The following is a 15,974-nucleotide window of genomic DNA, read 5'->3' on the forward strand; positions in this document are numbered from 1 at the left end:
ATAGAGGCTTCGATGTTCAAAGCTGCTCGCTCGATGTTCAAATCATAGGAGTCTCGTTCCATGCGTTATTCCACCCTGCACTTCTCCCTGCTCCTTCTCCTCCTGGCCGGCCTGATCGTCATGGTGGCCTGTGGCGGATCCAGCACCTACGACGCGGCGGACGACGCCTCGCACACTGACCCGGTCGCTGAAGAGGTGGTGGAAGAAGCCATCGTCCTCACGCCGTACTCCGACTCCACCGCCTTTGCCGGCGCCAGCCTGTCCCTCGAATCGCCCGCCGCCGGCGCGACCGTTCCGAGCGGTGCCGTGTCCTTCGACTTCACCGTCGAAGGCTACGAACTGGGTATCCAAACGGCCGATGCGGAAGGGAAAGGACTCGCCAACTCCACCCAGGGCCAGCACATTCACCTGATCATCGACAACGGCCCCTACTCGGCGCACTACGAGGCGGACTTCGAGCACGAGGTCAAAGACGGCCACCACGTCGCCCTGGCCTTTCTCTCGCGCTCCTACCACGAGAGCGTCAAAGAGGCCGACGCGGCGGTGGTCTTCGACTTCACGGTGGGCGATGGGGAGGGCGAGCAGAAGGCCTTCGACGCCGCGGCACCGCACCTGTTCTACAGCCGCCCGAAGGGCACCTACACCGGAGCCGACACGGAAAAGCTGATGCTCGATTTCTACCTCCTCAACACCGATCTGGCGCCGGACGGCAGCCATGTGCGCGCGACCATCCACGGTACCGAGTTCGTGATCACCGAGTGGACACCTCACGTCATCGAAGGGCTGCCGATGGGCAATATCGAGATCCGCCTGGAGCTCATCGATGTTGACGGCAATCCGATTCCGGGTCCCTTCAACGACGTGACCCGCACCGTGACCCTGCAGGCTGAGGCGCCGGCGGACGACCCCTGATCGAAGCCGAGACGACGGGATCGTGAGGAACACCGCCGACCATAGACGCCGCCGGCGCTCCGCCAGGCGCCGACTAGATGGCAGACCCTTAGAACGGATCCTCCAGAACCTCGGTCAAAGGAAAAGCGGCCGGACCCCAATCGGGGATCCGGCCGTCGGTTCCGTTGTCTGAAACGCTCTCTACATCAATGCGACAGGCTGCGCTCCAAGCCATCGCCACCGGTCAGAGATTCCGGGAAGAGCAGCCGACCGTTTTCATAGGCGGCGCCGCGTAGGGCGATCGCCAGGGCCTCACCGAGATCCTCCACCGGGTGGATCTCGATGCGCTCCCGCACGTCGTCCGGCAGGTCTTCGAGATCCCGCTCGTTGGCCTTCGGCAGCATCACCGTGGTGATGCCGGCACGCACCGCGCCGAGAACCTTCTCCTTGACGCCACCGATCGGCAACACCCGGCCGGAGAGGGTGACCTCGCCGGTCATCGCCACATCGTGGCGCACCGGACGGCCGGAGAGGCGCGAGACCAGGGCCGTTGACATGGTGATGCCCGCCGACGGACCGTCCTTGGGGATCGCCCCGGCAGGTACGTGCAGGTGGACGTCGACTTTGAAGGCCTCCGGATCGATCTGCAGCAGGTCGGCGTGGGAGCGGGCGAAGGACCAGGCGGCCCGCGCCGACTCCTTCATCACGTCGCCGAGCTGACCGGTCAGGACCAGTTCGCCCTTGCCCTCCATGGTCTCCGCCTCGACGAACATGATGTCGCCGCCGACGGGGGTGTAGTACATGCCGGTGGCAATGCCCACCTGATCCTCCCGGGCCGCCTCCTCCGGATGCACCTTCGGCCGGCCGAGGAGTTCGCCGACATCCTCGGCGTCGATCTCGACGCCGCCATCCACCTCCTGCGCCGCGATGCGCCGGGCCACCTTGCGGCCCAGGCGCCCCAGCTCCCGCTCGAGCTGCCGCACGCCCGCCTCGCGGGTGTAGCCGGAGATGAGGGTGCCCAAGGCTTCGTCCGTCACGGACATCTGCTCGTCCGTCAGGGCGTTCTGGGAGAGCTGCCGCGGCAGCAGATAGCGCCGCGCGATCTCCAGCTTCTCGGCCTCCGTGTAGCCGGTGAAGTCGACCACTTCCATGCGGTCCAACAGCGGCGCCGGGATGTTTTGGATGAAGTTGGCGGTGCTGATGAAGAGCACCTCCGACAGATCGAAGGGCACTCCTAGATAGTGGTCCGTGAAGGTGTCGTTCTGGGCCGGATCGAGGACTTCCAGCAAGGCGCTGGCCGGGTTACCCTGGAAAGAGGCCCCCAGCTTGTCGACCTCGTCCAGCAGAAACACCGGATTGCGGGTCTTGGCCTGCTTCAACCCCTGGATCACCCGCCCGGGCATGGCGCCCACGTAGGTGCGCCGGTGACCGCGGATATCTGCCTCATCGCGCACGCCGCCGAGGGCGATGCGCACGTACTCGCGGCCCATCGCTCGGGCGATGGACTTGGCGATGGAAGTCTTGCCGACGCCCGGCGGACCGACGAACAGCAGAATCGGGCTGCGGTTGTCGTTCTGGGCCTCCGAGGCCTTCGGCGACTCCGCCTCGTCCAGGGAATCCAGCCGGGCCTCTTCCCCGGCGCCTTCGGCGGCGGCAGATTCCTCGGTGGCGGCGGCTTCCTCTTCGGCCCGCTGACCGTGGAGCGCGCGCACCGAGAGAAACTCCAGCACTCGATCCTTGACGTCGTCCAGGCCGTAGTGATCCTCGTCGAGAATCGCCTGCGCCTCGGGAATGTCCAGGTGTTCCGGCGTGCGCTCGTTCCACGGCAGCTCGGCGATGGTTTCGAGGTAGGTGCGGATGACCTGGGACTCCATGCCCTCGCGGCCGATGCGCGACAGGCGGGCCCACTCGCGGTCGATCTCCTTGCGCACTTCGTCCTTCAACTCCAGAGCGTCGAGCTTCTCTTTGAGTTCGTCGAGGTCGGAGGTACCGTCGTCCTCGTTCAGCTCGTCCTGGATCGCCTTGAGCTGCTCGCGCAGGTACATCTCGCGCTGCCGGTCGCCGAGTTCTTCCTGCACTTTGGACTTGATGCTGTCCTGCGCGTCCAGCACACCGATCTGCCGCTGCACCTGCACCAGCACCCGCCGCAGCCGCTCTTCGACGGACAGCGTTTCCAAGAGCATCTGGCGATCCGCCGTCGGCATCTCGGCATAAGAGGCCACCAGGTCCGCCAAGCGGCCGGGATCGTCCACGGTCTCCATCACCTGATCGATGACCTCTTCCGGCAGGCCGGATCGCCGACCCAGTTCCGCGGCGCGGTCGCGGCTCTCGCGGTAAAGCGCCTGGAATGCGGGATCGTCCGTGTCGAGGGGCACCATCTCTTCGGCCGGCCGCACGATGGCCTGCAGGTACTCGTCGTGCTCGGCGATGCGCAGGGCGATGCCGCGCTGCTCGCCGCGCACCAGCAGCTGGGAGCCGTTCAATCCGCGCTGGAGCTGGACGATACGAGCCACCGTACCGATGGTGTAAAGACCCTCGGCCCCCACCTCCTGCAAGTTCTGGCGCTGGGCCACGGCGAAGAGGAGCTTGTCGTTGCTCTTGATCGCCGCCTCGATCGCCTTCAGAGTGCCGGGGCGCCCCACGGCCACGGGCACGGTCACCCCGGGAAACATCACGGCGTCGCGCAGCGGCAACACCGGTAGGGTCATACTTTCGGACATTCAGGAAACTCCTTCCGCCAAAATCTGAGAAGCCCAGGCCGGAATACCTGAGCGAAATACACTCAATCAGGAGTCGAAAGCGCCTGATCTCGCGGTTCGTTTGGCCACAACATCCGAAAGATCTAACAAATTCCCACTAAGGGTTCACTCTACAGCCTCCACCTCAGGCGTCGGTTCGACTGGGGCCAGCGGCAGCGAAGGATTGGTCCGGGCCGCGCCGAAACCGTGCCACGGGCCGCGGATCGGCACCAAGGGGCGCCGCCAGGTGCGCGTTTCTCCGCTCTTCGCGTGGCAGGCGAACAGCTCCACTTCCTGCTCCGATCCGCGGTGCGCGAAGACCAGCCAGTCGTCTCTCACTCCGCCGAAGGCGACGAACGACGCCTCGAAGGCGTAGGAGCACAGAGCCTCCGTGGCGACTCCGTCGTTCGCGCTTCGCAGGACCGCGCCGTTCTCCAGCCAGACCGCCTGCCCCGACGGGCCGTAGCCGAGGCCTAGCCTCTCTTCCGCCCACCGCTCGACCTCTCCGGAGATCGGATCCAGCAAGGCCAGTTCACGAACGTCGCGGACCGAACGGCGGAACAACCATCGATCTCCGACCAGCACCTGCCGATCTGCCAGCCGGCCGAACCCGAGGCCAAGGGAATGCTCCCAGTCCGGAAAGATGGGATAGAGAAAGCCACGATGGAGGGTAGAAGTCGGCCCGAGACCGGTCTTGCCTGCGAGATCGATCACCCGCCAGCGATACTGATTCTCGGTTGAATGATCGATGACCGTTCCGCGGGAAGGGATCTCCATGACGGCGAAGCTCCGGGAGTCGAGCCAGTGCGCGCCGTAGCCCTTGGGCAGCGGCTGAGAGTGCGGCACCCAACGCAACCTGCCGTCCCCTTCGAAAAGCGCCAGGCCCGTCCAGTACTTGCCCTCGCGCACCCACCAGGCGAACCGCTCGCTGTCTGGGGACCATCCGATGGGAGAAAACCTGGCCGACGGCAGCCCCTCCAACCGCAGCTCCGTCAGGTCGCCTTCCGCCGACAAGAAGACTCGCCCTTGCTGAAAATCCGCGGTCTGCAGAACCGCTCCCCGGCCGTCCGGCGCCGGGAAGACATCCCGCCAGGTGACGAACAGGCGGCGCTCGCTTCCGCCACCCCCCTCCAAGACCGGATGAAGAAAATGCCCCTGAAGGCCTCGAGCCGTCACCAGTGCGAGAGAGCGGTCGCCCTCCAGATCGAAGACTGCCTGCGGCTTGTCCGATGTCACCCCGTAGGGCACGCGAGCGAATCCAGCGAGCCCGATGAGCAAGAGAATCGCTCCCGGAACGAAGACCTTCAGGCCTCTCATGATCCGGCTGCGGTCCGCCGGCGCCCGCCGAACGGCCCAACCTGCCGCCACCAGGGCAACTAAACATCCGCCCCCCAGGAAATAGAAGTTCATGGTTTGCAGCAGACCCTGACCGGCAATCAGCAACACCGCCATGGTGCCCTGAGACCACACGAACAGCGGCGCCACGATCCCAAGGATCAGGGCAATTCCGAGCGCGATCAGCAGGGCCCGATTACGATCCGAGGCCAGTGCCGAGGCAAAAAAACCGATCGCCAGGGGCAGGGGGGCACCGAAGACTCCCAGGACTCCCAAGACTGAGCCCTGACTCCAGGGAAGCTCCAGATCTTGGTGCAGCAACCTCAGATCGGAGATCGACTGGTCGTTGAAAGCCACCACGATCAGCACCATCGAGAGGAGCAAGAGCAGAGCCGCACAAACCCGCAACACAAACAGGCGGAGGCCCATGAGCGGCCTGGAGTACAGCCAGCCGAGGGTGCCGGACGAACGCTCGTCGGCCCATGCGCCGAGCCCGATGGCGAGGCCAGCCAGGGGGATCACCAAACCCAAAGCAAGGGCCGTCACGAGAGCAGGCCAGTCACCGGACCAGTAATCCCATCGGCCGGTCGACCAGCGATGGATCAGGGGAAGGCTCAGCATGACGAGGGCGATCACCAGCACCAGGTTCAAATGCCGCCGCAGCTCCAGCTTCAGAAAGGCAAGGTCAGCTTTCATGGGATTCCTCCGTCAGGGCGATGAAGATGTCTTCGAGACCCACCGGATGGGCGGCGGCGTTGGGTACGGCTTGCCGGAACTGGCGCCAGACGGCCTCGTCCCAGGCGCTGGCGTAGGTTCGGCCGTTCATCGATGTAGGCACCAGTTCCGCCGGCAGGCCGATCGCATCGCGCGGCACTTCGATCCGCCGCCAGCGGCTCTTGAGCTCCTCCACCGGCTCATCGAGCAGGAGCCGACCGTGGTCGAGCACCAGAACCCGGTCGAGGGCCGGCTCAATCTCCGCCAGGAGTTGGGTGCTGACCAGGATGCCCGCCCCCGCTTCCGCCGCCGTCGCCAGCAGCTCTCCGAGCAGCAGGCGCCGGGCCGCCGGATCGAGGCCCAAGGTGGGATCGTCCAGCACCAGCAGGTCGGGGCGAGAGGCGAGGGCGGCGACCAGGGCCAGGCGAGCCGTCTGCCCGCGCGACAGGGAGCGGACGGACCCGCGCTCGTCCAGCCTGAGGCGCTGCCTCAGATCCCGCGCCAGATCTTCGTCCCACGCGGGAAGGGTGGCGGCCTGGAAGGCCAACGCCGACTCCACGGTCAGGAACGAAGGGAACACCGGTCGTTCCGGCATCCACCCCACCTGCGCCAGATGACGCCGGGACAGGGGATCCACACCGAGCACCGAAAGTCGGCCCTCGTCGGCCTGGAGAAATCCCATCACCAGGTTGAGCAGGGTGCTCTTGCCGGCACCGTTGACACCGGCGAGCCCCACCACCTCACCGGGCGACATGGCGAAGCTCACCCCGCCCAGGGCTTGGTTCGATCCGAAACTCTTGCGGACGCCCTCCGCCTCAATCAGCATCTTCACGGTGCATCTCCTTCCAGGTCTTGCGCACGACTTCCACCAGTTCGTCGTCGTCGAGGCCGAGGCGCAGAGCCATCTGCACCAGCGCACCGACATCGCGAGACAGCGCGGATCGGGCATTGACCCGGGCAATCGCTTTCGCCCCGTCGTCCACCACCGAACCGACGCCGCGCAGGGTGCGGGCGAGGCCGAGGCGCTCGATCTCGCGCAGTGCCCGGGCGGCCGTGTTGGGATTGATCTGGACCGCGCCGGCCAAAGCCCGCACGGAAGGGAGCGCATCGCCGGCCACCAGTTGCCCGGAAGCCACCGCCAGGGCCACCTGTTCCACGACCTGCTCGTAGATCGGCACGGCGCTCGTCGGATCGAGAACGGGTACCCACTCATTGTTGTCTTTGTGTACCATCACACTAGTACAGTACGAAACCAAGGCCTCGAGTGTCAAGGCCGAAGCGATTCGCCCTTGACTCCAAGGGGTCCGTCGGGCAGCATCGGCGGCGAAAGGACTCTTGATTCCATGCACCCTGAGGATGCCCAGCTCGTCGACGATTACCTGAGCGGCCAGCCCGCGGCGATGTCGGCCGTGGAAGGCTGGATCCACCATGCCGCACAGCCCTATCGGCGGCGCTTGATGGCGCAGTGGGACGACGTCTTGCAGGACGTGCGGCTGGAGATCACCCGCCTCCTCCAGCTCGGCACCTTTCGCGGCGAATCGGCCTTGAAGACCTACCTGTGGCGGGTGGTCTGCCACACGTGCCTCGACCGCATTCGATCCCAGAGCCGGTGGAACTGGTCGGATCTCGACGCCATGCCCGATTACGAGGCCGAGACCATCCTCACGGACAGCGATCCCAAACTGCGGCAGGAGTCCAAGGATCTCCTGGAGCGGGTGCTGGGGGAAATCTCCGATGAGTGCCGGAAGTTGTGGACCCTCGTGCTGCGGGGCCTGAGCTATCGCGAGATGAGCCAGCAGATGGAGGTGGCCGAGGGTACCCTGCGGGTACGGGTCCTGCGTTGCCGAAAACGCGCGATTGAGCTACGCCAGAAGCTACTTGGAAGCGAGACCGCGTAACGGATGATCGCGCGCGGCGCCATTAAGTAGCGAATGCCGTTCTAATGATGGTTTTCGCGCAAAAGGACTGAACTCATGGACTCTAGCCAAATCCGCGAATTGCTGCCTTGGTTCCTCAACGGAACCCTCGAACCAGGCGAGCGCGCGACCGTAATAAAAGCTCTCCGCCAACACCCGGAACTGCGCCAGGAGCTGGCCGAAACGTGGCTGGCCGGCCAAACCTTTGGCCAGCGCATTCCCACTGAAGACGTGGTCGCCTACGTTTTCGGCGGAAGCACCACCATCGACCCGGAGGTGATCGAGAAGCTGGCCGATCCGGAGGAGGTGGCGATGGTGCGCGAGAGCCTCGCCGCTCTGCGGCAGGAAACCCAGTCGGCCACCGCGGGACGAGCCGAAGAGGGACAAGTCGTCGCCTTCAAGCGGCCCGTGGCAGCGCCTCGGCGCAGCTACCTTCCGGCAGCCCTCGCCGCCGGCCTGATGAGCTTGGTCGCCTTCGGCGGCTGGATCACCACCTGGCAGAGCCAGCGTTCTGACTTGGTTCAGGCCGAGAACCGCATCGAGGAACTCAGCCAGGCCCTCGAAGGCGCGCGGGTTCGACTGGCCGCCTCCTCCGCGGCAACCCTCGCCAACGTTGTGGCCTTCAAGCTAGTGGATACCCAACGGTCCGGCAGCGCCGACAACGCGATCGCCCTGCCGCCGAGCGTGCAGGCGGTCACCCTTAACCTGCCGGCGCCGGCAGGCGCGGCCGACAGCGCGAATCTCGAACTCCGCCTGCAAAACAGCGCCGGCCTGGTGATCGAGAGGATTGCCGTCGACCCGCTCAACAACGCCGTCACCGCCACGGTGCCGGCCACAGCGCTACCGCCGGGAATCTACCGGGCCGAGCTGGGAGAAAGTGGGGCCGAGGACGCCTGGCAGGCGCTGGCCGGCTATTCGCTGGAAATCGAGCCCTGGAGCGAAGAGTAGATCCCCGGAGGGATCCGCCTGCCTCTACTCGGCCGACAGCGGCCGCGACAGGACACAGGCGTTGATCCCGCCGATGCCCATCGACATCTTTCCGGCGTAGCCGCCGGGCGCCGCCAGGGCGCAGTCGAACACGAACCGCTGGTGCACCTCGGAGATCTCGCCGTTGAGTTCCGCCGTTTCCAGGGGCGTCGGAAAAAGTTCGCCGCGGGCGTAGCCCAGGTACTGGGCGGTCAGCTCCCAGCCACCGCAGGCGGACATGCCGTGCCCGAAGGTGCCCTTGCGGGCGGTGACCAGCACCGAATCCGGTAGGACGCCCCGCAGGGTCTCGACTTCCAGAAAATCGCCCGGAGTCGCCGTCGCGTGAAGATCCCAGGTGGAAACTTCCGACGGATCGACGTGGGCCTCATCCAGGGCCTGCCGAACGGCCGCCCGGGGACCTTCCTTCGAGGGCGTGATGATGTGGTCCGCATCGGCCGACACGCCGACCGCCACCGGCTCCATTCCCAGGGGCTTGAAGCCCTTGGCCGTCATGTGCTCCCAATCGCCGACGATCCACAGAGCGGAGCCGCCGGAAACGTGGGTGCCGCGCAGCTCGCTCAGCGGTTTGGAGACGGAGGCGTCCGCCGCCGTCACCCGGGCATTGTAGAAGCCACCGACGCTCAGATGATGGGGCGCCGGATCCGTCGCGCCCACCACCGCCGCCTTGATCTCGCCTCGGGCGATGGCGTCCATCGCCAGTTTCAGGCTCACCCCGAAGGTCGAGCAGGCCGCCACCGGCGCGAAGGACAGGCCGGTAATCCGCCCGAGCATCGAGATCTGAGCCGACGGCGAGTTGTGGATGTTCCACAGAATCTTGGGTGACACCGCCTCCCAGGGAGGCTGCGGCGCTCCCCACTCCTCCTTCAACCGCGCCAGGCGCCGGCGCTTGGACTTCATCAGGCGCATCTTGCCGGCTTCCACATCGCCTTCGACGCGCTGTCCCTCGATCTCCCGCATCGCCGCCAGGAACCCCGCCAGGTGGTCCGAGCGAGCAGCCCAGAAGCGATCCCAGGCGGCCTGCGCCAGCTCCCGCTCCTCGGCCACCAGGCCCTCCGGTGACTCCGGCAGGGACTCCTCCGCGAAGGACTCGGGATCCGCCAGATAGCGACGCAGGTCCGCGTTGCGTTCCGGCTGGGACCAAAAGCGGTTCCAGCGGCGCTCCGCCCGGTGGTGGGCAATCGAGATGTCGTAGATCGTGGGCAACGCCCCAAGGCCCGTACCTACGTAGACATGAGCTGCCGTGCCGAGGGAGGTGAGTTCTTCTTCGAGTCCCGGGTTCTGCCCGAGCGCCTGGATGAAGGCACCGACGGCGTACTGCGTCGACTGGTCCATCTTCTCGACCAGTTGCGGGTAGCGGTTGGGCGGGAACCGGTTGTCGATCCAGCCCTTGTAGGCCGAGAAGTCGAATTTCGGATCGCCGACGAGAAAATTGTTGGGACCGCCGCCGCGGAAAGGTGAGAGCCAACTCTCGGATGAACCGAGGTTGGCCGCAAAGGCCTCGACGTTCTCAGACCGCGGAGCCACGATGCCCCAACCGAAGATTCCTATCTTGCGCAAGCCATCCCCCCTGATCGCCGAACCTCTGATCCCTGCAAGCTCTAATTCCCCGGGAACCCAGAACGAGATTTGCTCACCGCGGAATCCCTCGAACCCCGTCAAACAGGCCTCCGCGCGAAGACCATAAGAGATCAGTTTAACAGTCCCTACAGGGCGGCGGGGCCGGAAGGATTGTCGCGCCGCGGTCAAACGCTCCCCACTCTTCCGCCATCGGGCGATGGTCTGATCTCCCCGTCGCCGATCGACGCGCCGCCCGGCGCTCCGCGGCGACACCATCCCGTTCGTTGTCCCCAGCCGGCGGCTCCATCCCGAAGACGGTGCCGCCGGCTCACTTTTCGACCTGGGTCGTCCCGGTCTAGCCGCCATTGGCTCGCTGGCCTCAGGTCCTCAAATACGCCAAGCGCTGCCCGGGCACCAGCGCCGGACAAATACACATACTTCGAAGAAAGGGCGTGAACGATGGGCAGATTCAGGGTCTGTGACCCGTCTTCACTCCAGACAGCGCTATGGACAGCGAGTCTGGGCTCACAGTCGATTGACGCATCCGCATACGTCTCAAATAGGCCCTTGAGGCTTGGAGTTTACGCAGTACAGATGTAAGCTCGTATTATAATCAAGTCAGAATATCGAAAATTATAGTTGCTCAGGGAAGTGACTTGAAAACCTGCCCCTACTGTGCGGAAGAGATTCAGGACGCCGCAATCAAGTGCCGCTACTGCGGCGAAAGCCTTGATGGCCGAGCGGAAGCGGATGAGCCTGCGGCTGCCCCGGCGGTCAGCGGTGGCTTCCTCAAGGGGCTCGGAGCCCTGCTTTTCCTCGGCGGCGTCGCCTCAGCGGTCTACTTCTGGTCCTTCTTTGAAACTAGCGTGTTCGTCCCCGGCGTTGAAGTTCTCGGGAACACCGTAGGCGGCGGACGAGTTCACAATCTTGGCCGAATGCAGGATCGACAACTGGGACTGATCGTGTCGGTGGTGATTGCGTTGATCGGGTTGGTGAGCGTCATCGCAGGTGAGCGCCAACGGTAAGGCACCCCCACCGGACATACAAACATACCTCGGCGCAGACGGGTTGAGGTCGTAGATTTCGCATCGCGATGGAGGGCTAGGAGCAAATGGACTTCGCCGACAGAATCGCCGAGCTTGCCCGGCGTGCTACAGGTCAGATCGACGCCATCAACACCGAAGAGGCAACCAAGAACGCCCTCGTGATGCCGTTCATCAACGCTCTTGGATACGACGTATTCAACCCTCGAGAAGTGATCCCCGAATACACCGCAGATGTTGGAGTAAAGAAGGGGGAGAAAGTCGACTACGCCATTATGGCCGATGGTAGGCCGACAATTCTCTTCGAGAGTAAAAGCGCCACGTCGAGTCTCGACGAGGCGCACGCCTCTCAGCTCTTTCGATATTTTTCGGTCACCGAGGCTCGGTTCGGAGTCCTGACCAATGGTCTGGATTATCGGTTCTTCTCGGACCTCGAAGCGCCCAACAAGATGGACTCAAAGCCGTTCCTGGTCATCGACTTGCGCCGGGTTGATGATTCGGACGTCGAGGAGCTCAAGAAGTTCTCAAAAGACAGATTCGACCTCGAGAACATTCTCGAGAACGCAAGCGACCTGAAATACACCAGAGCGGTGAAGAAGCTCTTCGCCCAGCAGCTTGTCGAGCCGTCAGACGAATTCGCACGGTTCTTCGCCTCCCAGATCTATGACGGTCGCATCACTCAGGGCGTCCTGGAGCAGTTCGCTCGAGTAACGAAGACCGCCATGGCCCAGTTCATTAGCGAGCGAATCAGCGAGCGCCTCCGGACCGCCCTGGCAACCGAACAAGGCTCGACTGTCGAAACTTCCCCGGACCCGGCTTCAGTACCCAATTCGAAGCACGCGGAAAAGGTCGAGGTCGACGATGACGGTATCGAGACCACCGAAGATGAGCTTCAGGGCTACTACATCGTCACCGCAATCCTTAGTAGAGACTTCGAACCGAATCGGATCGCCATCCGTGACCGCAAGACCTACTGTGGCATCCTTCTAGACGACAACAATCGGAAACCAGTTTGTCGCCTATGGTTCAACACGAGCCAGTACTACCTCGGGCTCTTCGATGAGGAGAAGGAAGAGACTCGTCACCCAATCAATGCTGTCGAGGAAATCTATCGATTCGCCGATCAGATTCGAGAAACGGCGCATCGATACGTCGAGGCAGGCGAGGACTAAGACGTTGAGGATCTTCCTGGTGGATTCAGCTTCACTTCTTACCCTGGGCCGCATCGCTGGCGGCGCTCCTGCTTGCCCCCTCGGATGCACAAGACCAGGTCGCCGGCTCTGCGTCCGTCATCTCGGGTTTTGCCGATGGCATCTGCTCTGTGAGCTTCCTCAACTCCCACTGCCCTGACGCAGTGGATTGCCAGAAGGTCGAGAGGATTCTGTTCGCGGAAATGGCCCGCATGAAACACAAGCCGTTCCGCCAGGCGGTGCTCCAGGGCCGAGGAGGGGGTACCAAGCCCCGACGTGGGAACGTGATCGAGGCCGCCTTCGAGCCCGTGTTCAGGAAGATGTTCAGCTAACCGCGCCTGGTCGCAGCTTTTGAAGAGGTAGTGGCCCAGCGAGGTGATCGAGAGTGCGTCCCAGTGGACCTGGCAGCCCTGGATCCGGTCTCACCCGACGCTCCGGCGACAGAAGGCGCCAGCGCCAAAGGCGAACTTACTTCGGAAACCATCGAGACGCTCAAAGCCCTCGCCGAACTCCGCGACCAAGCATCCTCACCGAAGAGGAGTTCACTGCCAAGAAGCGGCAAGTGCTGGGGCTGGAAGATCCAAAGGCACCCGGGGGGTGCGCAGTGGCAGGCAAGCGCGGTCGGAAACCAAAGGGCACTCCCGGTGACCTCTATGCCATCAAATGCATGGTTGATGAGGGCGTCGGGCATGAGACGGCAATCTGGCAGTACATTGGCACCCACCACCTGAAACCACCGAAGACCGTCTACGAACGCCTCCGCTCCGCGTTTCTGCTTGGGGAGAAGCTGTGGGCGGCTATGCGCTATGTCGCCTCGTTCGGGAGCGTTCGAGAAGCTGGTGGCGGCGCTTCAGGTTGGGGGGCGGGAGGTGGCGCCTCGGCAGCCATCAGGCTCGTCTCGCCTCCAGAAGCTGGTTCGGGCCGCGCAAGCCTCGTCCCGCTCCCCCTTCCGCCCCGCACTCTTTCTGTTACACCTCAGCATTCACGCAATACAGAAGGAGTTCGCCATCCCAAAGCTCGGAATCAACACCGCTGTCGACTCAGCCCCTGAAACCCCCGCGTCCCAGCTTTGGGAATCCCTTGACTGGTTCGGCAGCCTTCTCAATTGGCTCGGGCTGGGCTGAAAGGAGTTGTCATGCCGGAGATCACGCAGCCCCCAGGAGCCCCAGTCACCTCCGAACCTCCACTGCGCGAGTCCCTCGGATGGTTCACCACAATTCTTGGATGGCTCGGCCTGGGCTGAGCGGAAGGAGACTTTTCATGCCAGAGGTCAACCAACCCCCAGGAGCCCCGCTCACCTCTGGGCCTCCGCTCCAGTCCCCCGGCTGGCTCACAGTCCTCATCAAATCGCTAGGGCTTCAAGCCTAAACGAAATGAGTTGTCATGCTGGACATAGCCTTTGCGTGGACAGCGGGAGCGGCCAGAACCACACCCCCTGTCTCGCGCTGAAGGCGCCGGGCATCCATCTGGGTCCGCCTGACCCCCTCCTCTCCTAGACTGCGCCCTAAAGAGCACGCAGTACAATGCGCACTTGAGGAAGCGCTTGCACTCAAGTCTCTAGGAGGTGGACCACCATGAGACACCTGATTGCAGCCCTGGTCGTCCCGTTGCTTGCCGTAGCGTTCCTCGCGGCTCCCGCAGTCGGCCAGGGGACCCCGCCGGGTGGCGACGACGACTGCAGCGGCGACGCTGACCACCACCAGCACGAAATCAACGAGATTGACACAAGCGCTTGCCAGCGGGCCAACAACCCCCACTTTCCGGGCTGGGTCAGCGAGACCGGCTGCCGCGACACGTCAAGAGTCCGGACCTGCCGCGGCTGTATGGGATGCTGTAACGGAAAGATGGACGAGAAGGTGAGCTGCCACTGCTCGACGATGGGCCTCCGCCCCATCCGCCAAGCCTGCAATCGGACGGCCGAACGCAAGCGCGGCGAATGCCAAGGGCAGTGCGGAATCCCGTTCAACGAATGCGACCCGGTGGGCGATCTAGAATTTCGCCTCCCAGCACCCTAAGAGTGACGCCATGAAGAGACTTCTTCTAGCCGGACTCCTCGCCTTGGCTACCCTGGCCGTTTGGCAAGTGGTTGCCGGCCCCAAGAAGCAATTGGGGACCTACTCCTACTGGGCTTGGTCCTCTCAAGACCACCTCGCAGAGGCCGTCAAGATCCACCTCTTGGGCGAGGACGAAGAAAGCACGGTGCTGTGGCTCATCGTCACCCCCGGAGGGAACCGAGTCACCATCACAGACACCCACGCCACCGATGGCGGACAAGCGGTCACGCGGCTTGAAGATGAGGAATCTGGATGGTGGGCCGAGTACTCTCACAAGATGGACCCCCCGGACCTGACGGAGGTTCCCTGGGGCACCTACACAGACTTCTCGATGTCAATCCGCTTCCTGACCTCGGACGGGCTTCATGCTGAGAGGACTTTCGGGCCTGGCGACCCGGAAGGCGACCAGCGGTATGAGGATTGGGTTCAGGCAGCACTCGAACTCGAAGAGTCTCCTGCCGTCCTTCCGAAATCAACCATCGAGGAGACCCGCTTTCTAGCCAGTCTCGATGTCAGCAAGCATGTAGGACTCGAGCACAGCGCTATCAGCACCATTGCCGAAGCCGCAGCGTTGGTGGCAGAGGCGGGATCGGCTGGGGTCCAGGCGCCTACGTACGGAACCCAATGGACCGAGGGAGAGATCACGGGAACGGCAAGCCCCGCCATCGAGGCCGTTCTTGAGCGGTTCAAGTCCGACCAGACGAAACGGGCGGTGAGCTGGGTTCGGTCGGAGATCTCTGGCAAGCCCTAGGGAAAGCCAGGCTCAGCGGGCCTCGCTCACGCCGCGTACCTCCCGTAGTGCTCCGCTGCTTGCTGGGCGGTGGTGGCGGCACGTCCAAACAATCGCCTCCCGATTCGCCTATTGAAACCTCATTCTAAGTGAGGGAGTAACGTTTTTCTTTGCGCATTACCCAATAGACGCACAAGAGAAATTGACCTCTTGACGCAATACATCAAGGGGCCGCCCATGAAAACGCCACTGATTTCTAAGAAAAGTCTCCCGTGTCTGTTGGCAAGCCTCTTCCTAATCGGAGTCGTAGTTGGCCCCGCAGCCCTGGCCGACACCTCAGGCAATGCGGCCGACGTGCAGATACTCAAGCTCGAGCAGGCGCCAAGCATCATCTTCGTTGAAGACTCTCAGGGCAATATTAGGATTGAATCGAACTCCAGATTGGCTCCCTGCAGATTCTCGTGCGACGGGATCGACTACTTCTTTCTTGTGAGCAACGTCGGGGAGTGCTTCAGGCACCGCCTCCGCCTCTGCTCCTCCGACGACACCTAAGGTCGCCGCGTCCTCCCCCTCAATAGCCACGCCATTACCGCCCCGCCGGCCTCGCTCCTCGAGGTCGGCGGTCACGCTGCATACCTCCCGTAGTGCTTCACCGCCTGCTCGACAGTGCCGGCGCAGCCCCGACACCACGCCCCGTGCCAGTAGCGAGCTAGCCCCTCGACGTCATCCGTATTTGGCAGAGGCTCCGGATGCCGCCAGAGCTGGAGGCGAGCGGCCACGGTGGCGTATCGAAGATCCCCCGGAAGCGCCCCCTAGCCC

12 protein-coding genes are annotated in these 15,974 nt (G+C 63.8%); 6 read left to right on the top strand and 6 right to left on the bottom strand.

Translation table 11 applies throughout. The annotated features are described in order from the left end of the window. Positions 1 to 60: 60 nt before the first annotated feature. The gene (locus tag AAF481_09635; protein ID MEM7481424.1) at positions 61 to 912 is read left to right on the top strand and encodes a hypothetical protein; all 852 of its coding nucleotides are present in this window, start codon (positions 61 to 63) and stop codon (positions 910 to 912) included. A gap of 185 nt (positions 913 to 1,097) precedes the next feature. Here AAF481_09635 and lon read toward each other — a convergent pair whose 3' ends face one another. From lon to AAF481_09655, 4 genes are all read right to left on the bottom strand, one after another. Continuing rightward, entirely contained in the window at positions 1,098 to 3,611 is a 2,514-nt protein-coding gene (gene lon / locus AAF481_09640; GenBank protein ID MEM7481425.1) for an endopeptidase La, read from the bottom strand. A 144-nt stretch (positions 3,612 to 3,755) separates the two neighbouring features. After that, complete coding sequence (locus tag AAF481_09645; GenBank protein MEM7481426.1) at positions 3,756 to 5,660, bottom strand: ABC transporter permease subunit; 1,905 nt, start codon at positions 5,658 to 5,660, stop codon at positions 3,756 to 3,758. Further along, the gene (locus tag AAF481_09650; GenBank protein MEM7481427.1) at positions 5,650 to 6,504 is read right to left on the bottom strand and encodes an ABC transporter ATP-binding protein; all 855 of its coding nucleotides are present in this window, start codon (positions 6,502 to 6,504) and stop codon (positions 5,650 to 5,652) included. Before AAF481_09650 ends, AAF481_09645 begins: the two co-directional genes overlap by 11 nt. Next, positions 6,494 to 6,910 (bottom strand): GntR family transcriptional regulator, encoded by a 417-nt coding sequence (locus AAF481_09655; protein MEM7481428.1) that lies wholly within the window; start codon positions 6,908 to 6,910, stop codon positions 6,494 to 6,496. Before AAF481_09655 ends, AAF481_09650 begins: the two co-directional genes overlap by 11 nt. A 111-nt stretch (positions 6,911 to 7,021) precedes the next feature. Here AAF481_09655 and AAF481_09660 point away from each other — a divergent pair, with 111 nt between their 5' ends. Both AAF481_09660 and AAF481_09665 read left to right on the top strand, forming a co-directional pair. Continuing rightward, a complete protein-coding gene (locus AAF481_09660) occupies positions 7,022 to 7,576 on the top strand; it encodes an RNA polymerase sigma factor (protein ID MEM7481429.1) in 555 nt (184 codons plus the stop codon). A gap of 75 nt (positions 7,577 to 7,651) precedes the next feature. Further along, positions 7,652 to 8,542, top strand: coding sequence for a hypothetical protein (locus AAF481_09665; protein MEM7481430.1), 891 nt, complete (start codon positions 7,652 to 7,654; stop codon positions 8,540 to 8,542). A 24-nt stretch (positions 8,543 to 8,566) separates the two neighbouring features. On the opposite strand, the gene AAF481_09670 is transcribed toward AAF481_09665, so the two are convergent. Next, the gene (locus AAF481_09670) at positions 8,567 to 10,138 is read right to left on the bottom strand and encodes a beta-ketoacyl synthase N-terminal-like domain-containing protein (GenBank protein ID MEM7481431.1); all 1,572 of its coding nucleotides are present in this window, start codon (positions 10,136 to 10,138) and stop codon (positions 8,567 to 8,569) included. Positions 10,139 to 10,794: 656 nt separating this feature from the next. On the opposite strand from AAF481_09670, the gene AAF481_09675 reads away from it, so the two are divergent. The 3 genes from AAF481_09675 to AAF481_09685 all read left to right on the top strand — a co-directional run bounded on the left by AAF481_09675 (position 10,795) and on the right by AAF481_09685 (position 15,176). Further along, the gene (locus AAF481_09675; GenBank protein ID MEM7481432.1) at positions 10,795 to 11,163 is read left to right on the top strand and encodes a hypothetical protein; all 369 of its coding nucleotides are present in this window, start codon (positions 10,795 to 10,797) and stop codon (positions 11,161 to 11,163) included. 86 nt (positions 11,164 to 11,249) lie between these two features. Next, positions 11,250 to 12,353: a type I restriction endonuclease gene (locus AAF481_09680; GenBank protein ID MEM7481433.1), complete on the top strand. Its 1,104-nt coding sequence runs from the start codon at positions 11,250 to 11,252 to the stop codon at positions 12,351 to 12,353. Positions 12,354 to 14,396: 2,043 nt separating this feature from the next. Beyond that, positions 14,397 to 15,176: a hypothetical protein gene (locus AAF481_09685; protein ID MEM7481434.1), complete on the top strand. Its 780-nt coding sequence runs from the start codon at positions 14,397 to 14,399 to the stop codon at positions 15,174 to 15,176. A 315-nt stretch (positions 15,177 to 15,491) separates the two neighbouring features. Here AAF481_09685 and AAF481_09690 read toward each other — a convergent pair whose 3' ends face one another. Next, a complete protein-coding gene (locus AAF481_09690) occupies positions 15,492 to 15,782 on the bottom strand; it encodes a hypothetical protein (protein MEM7481435.1) in 291 nt (96 codons plus the stop codon). Positions 15,783 to 15,974: the final 192 nt, after the last annotated feature.

The sequence above is a fragment of the Acidobacteriota bacterium genome (assembly GCA_039030395.1).
Taxonomy (GTDB): Bacteria; Acidobacteriota; Thermoanaerobaculia; order Multivoradales; family JBCCEF01; genus JBCCEF01.

Bases quoted from the DNA above. Each gene is read 5' to 3' on its own strand.
- AAF481_09635 (MEM7481424.1), top strand. From the start codon at position 61: ATGCGTTATTCCACCCTGCACTTCTCCCTGCTCCTTCTCCTCCTGGCC.
- lon (MEM7481425.1), bottom strand. From the start codon at position 3,611: ATGTCCGAAAGTATGACCCTACCGGTGTTGCCGCTGCGCGACGCCGTG.
- AAF481_09645 (MEM7481426.1), bottom strand. From the start codon at position 5,660: ATGAAAGCTGACCTTGCCTTTCTGAAGCTGGAGCTGCGGCGGCATTTG.
- AAF481_09650 (MEM7481427.1), bottom strand. From the start codon at position 6,504: ATGCTGATTGAGGCGGAGGGCGTCCGCAAGAGTTTCGGATCGAACCAA.
- AAF481_09655 (MEM7481428.1), bottom strand. From the start codon at position 6,910: ATGGTACACAAAGACAACAATGAGTGGGTACCCGTTCTCGATCCGACG.
- AAF481_09660 (MEM7481429.1), top strand. From the start codon at position 7,022: ATGCACCCTGAGGATGCCCAGCTCGTCGACGATTACCTGAGCGGCCAG.
- AAF481_09665 (MEM7481430.1), top strand. From the start codon at position 7,652: ATGGACTCTAGCCAAATCCGCGAATTGCTGCCTTGGTTCCTCAACGGA.
- AAF481_09680 (MEM7481433.1), top strand. From the start codon at position 11,250: ATGGACTTCGCCGACAGAATCGCCGAGCTTGCCCGGCGTGCTACAGGT.
- AAF481_09685 (MEM7481434.1), top strand. From the start codon at position 14,397: ATGAAGAGACTTCTTCTAGCCGGACTCCTCGCCTTGGCTACCCTGGCC.